The 3,104-nt window shown below is 75.7% G+C and carries 2 protein-coding genes; both read left to right on the top strand.

The window, feature by feature from the left end:
• A partial coding sequence (locus GA0115240_RS08625) for a (2Fe-2S)-binding protein (protein WP_141708778.1) occupies positions 1–709 on the top strand: 709 nt, incomplete at its 5' end.
• Complete coding sequence (locus GA0115240_RS08620; protein WP_093736065.1) at positions 706–3,066, top strand: xanthine dehydrogenase family protein molybdopterin-binding subunit; 2,361 nt, start codon at positions 706–708, stop codon at positions 3,064–3,066. The genes GA0115240_RS08625 and GA0115240_RS08620, both read left to right, overlap by 4 nt.
• The last annotated feature ends 38 nt before the right edge of the window (positions 3,067–3,104 follow it).

The following is a 3,104-nucleotide window of genomic DNA, read 5'->3' as shown; positions in this document are numbered from 1 at the left end:
GGCGGCCGGCTCGCCCGCGGACGCCGCCGCGGACACCGTTCCCGGTGGCCGTCCCGCCGGCCATCCCGACGGCGACGAGGACACCGAGGAGACCGAGGAAGAGGCCGAGGCAGACCCGGTCGTCGAGCCCGAGCCGCTGCCGGAGACCCGCAGCGAACACCCGCTCGCCTCCTACATGCTGCGGGTCAACGGCACCGAACGCCCCGTCACCGACGCCTGGCTCGGCGAGTCCCTGCTCTACGTGCTGCGCGAGCGCCTCGGCCTCGCCGGGGCCAAGGACGGCTGCGAGCAGGGCGAGTGCGGCGCCTGCTCCGTGCAGGTGGACGGCCGGCTGGTCGCCTCCTGCCTGGTGCCCGCGGCCACCGCGGCCGGCAGCGAGGTGCGCACCGTCGAGGGCCTGACGGTCGACGGCCGGCCCTCCGACGTCCAGTGCGCGCTGGCCGGCTCCGGCGCCGTGCAGTGCGGCTTCTGCATCCCCGGCATGGCGATGACCGTCCACGACCTGCTGGAGGGCAACCACAAGCCCACCGACCTCGACATCCGCCAGGCGCTCAGCGGCAATCTGTGCCGCTGCTCCGGCTACCGCGGGGTGATCGACGCGGTCCGCGAGGTGGTCACCGCCCGCGACACCGACGACGACCCCGCCTTCTCCGACGAGACCCGCGTGCCGCACCAGGGCGGCCCCGGCCCGCAGGGAGGCGCCGCATGAGCATCACCGACGGCACGGCCGGCACGGCGGGCGCGACCGGCACCACGGGCACCGCCGGCTCGACGGGCATCACCGCCGGCGCCCCGCCCGCCACACTGGCCGAGGGTCCGCTGCACGGCATCGGTGTCTCCCTGCCGTCCCTGGACGCGCTCGCCAAGACCCAGGGCACCTACCCCTACGCGGCCGACCTGTGGGCCGAGGGCCTGCTGTGGGCGGCCGTGCTGCGCTCGCCGTACCCGCACGCCCGGATCACCCGGATCGACACCGCCGACGCCGTCGCGATGCCCGGCGTACGGGCCGTCATCACCCACGAGGACGTCCCCGGGGACGCCATGCACGGCCGCAAGGTCGCCGACCGCCCGGTCTTCGCCCACGAGCTGGTCCGCCACCACGGCGAGCCGATCGCCGCGGTCGCCGCCGACCACCCGGACACCGCGCGGCTGGCCGCCGCCGCGATCCTGGTCGAGTACGAGGTGCTGGAGCCGGTCACCGACCCGGAGAAGGCTTTCGCCGCCGAGCCGCTGCACCCCGACGGCAATCTGATCCGGCACATCCCGCTGCGCTTCGGCGACCCGGACACCGTGGGCGAGATCGTGGTGGAGGGCCTGTACCGGGTCGGCCGCCAGGACCCGGCCCCCATCGGCGCCGAGGCCGGCCTGGCCGTACCGCGCCCGGACGGCGGGGTCGAGCTGTACGTCGCCTCCACCGATCCGCACGCCGACCGCGACCTGGCCGCCGCCTGCTTCGGCCTGGAGACCGACCGGGTCAAGGTCGTCGTCACCGGCGTGCCCGGCGCGATGGGCGACCGCGAGGACTCCGGCATCCAGCTGCCGCTCGGGCTGCTGGCGCTGAAGACCGGCTGCCCGGTGAAGTTCGTGGCCACCCGGGAGGAGTCCTTCCTCGGCCACGCCCACCGCCACCCGACGCTGCTGCGCTACCGCCACCACGCCGACGCCGAGGGCCGCCTGGTCAAGGTCGAGGCGCAGATCCTGCTGGACGCCGGCGCCTACGCCGACGCCTCCTCCGACGCGCTGGCCGCCGCGGTCGCCTTCGCCGCCGGCCCCTACGTCGTCCCGCACGTCTTCGTCGAGGGCTGGGCGGTGCGCACCAACAACCCGCCCTCCGGCCATGTGCGGGGTGAGGGCGCCCTCCAGGTCTGCGCGGCCTACGAGGGCCAGATGGACAAGCTCGCCGCCAAGCTCGGCCTGGAGCCGGCCGAAGTGCGGATGCGCAATGTGCTGAGCACCGGCGATCTGCTGCCCACCGGGCAGACGGTCACCTGCCCGGCCCCCGTCGGCGAACTGCTCAAGGCCGTCCGCGACGCGGAGCTGCCGCCGCTGCCCGACGGCGACGACGAGTCCCAGTGGCTGCTGCCCGGCGGCACGGCCGGCGCCGGCGAGCCCGGCGCGGTCCGCCGCGGCGTCGGCTACGCGCTGGGCATGGTCCACGTGCTGGGCGCCGAGGGCACCGACGAGGTGTCCACCGCGACTGTCCGCGTCCACGACGGGCGGGCCAGCGTGATCTGCGCCGCCGTCGAGACCGGGCAGGGCTTCACCACCCTGGCCCGGCAGATCGTCCAGGAGGTGCTGGGCGTGGAGGACGTCCGGGTGCTGCCCTCCGACACCGACCAGCCCCCGGCCGGACCCTCCGCCCGCGGCCGCCACACCTGGGTCTCCGGCGGGGCGGTGGAGCGGGCCGCGAAGATGGTCCGCACCCAGCTGCTCCAGCCGCTGGCCGCGAAGTTCGGCATGTCGGTGGAGCTGCTGTCCATCGCCGACGGCAAGATCACCTCCTACGACGGCGTGCTGTCCACCACGGTCGCCGAGACGCTCGACGGCAAGGAGCTGTGGGCCACCGCCCAGTGCCGCCCCCACCCCACCGACCGGCTCGACGAGGGCGGCCAGGGCGACGCCTTCGTGGGCCTCACCTTCTGCGCGGTCCGCGCGGTGGTGGACGTCGACATCGAACTCGGCGCGGTGCGGGTGGTGGAGCTGGCGGTCGCCCAGGACGTCGGCCGCATCCTCAACCCCCGCCAGCTGGTGGCCCGGATCGAGGCCGGCCTCACCCAGGGCGTCGGCCTGGCGCTGATGGAGGACCTGCGGGCGCCGCGCGGCATCATCAAACGCCCCAACCTGACCGGCTATCCGCTCCCCACCGCGCTGGACGCGCCGGAGGTGCGCATCGTGAAGCTGGTCGAGGAGCGCGACGTCGTGGCCCCCTTCGGCGCCAAGGCGGTCAGCGCGGTCCCCGTGGTGACGGCCCCGGCCGCCGTCGCCGCCGCCGTCCGCGCGGCCACCGGCCGCCCGGTCAGCCGCCTCCCCATCCGCCCCCAGGCGGCGATCGTGAAGCCGGCGTAGCGCGTTCCCCTCGTCGCGGCGGCGAACCGGCCCGGCCC

This window comes from Streptomyces sp. DvalAA-14 (assembly GCF_900091855.1).
Taxonomy (GTDB): Bacteria; Actinomycetota; Actinomycetes; order Streptomycetales; family Streptomycetaceae; genus Actinacidiphila.
Note: the sequence above shows the minus strand (reverse complement) of the source record. Positions and strands in the feature narration are given on the sequence as shown.

Excerpts from the sequence above, each read along its gene's own strand:
- GA0115240_RS08620 (WP_093736065.1), top strand. The coding sequence starts at position 706 with ATGAGCATCACCGACGGCACGGCCGGCACGGCGGGCGCGACCGGCACC.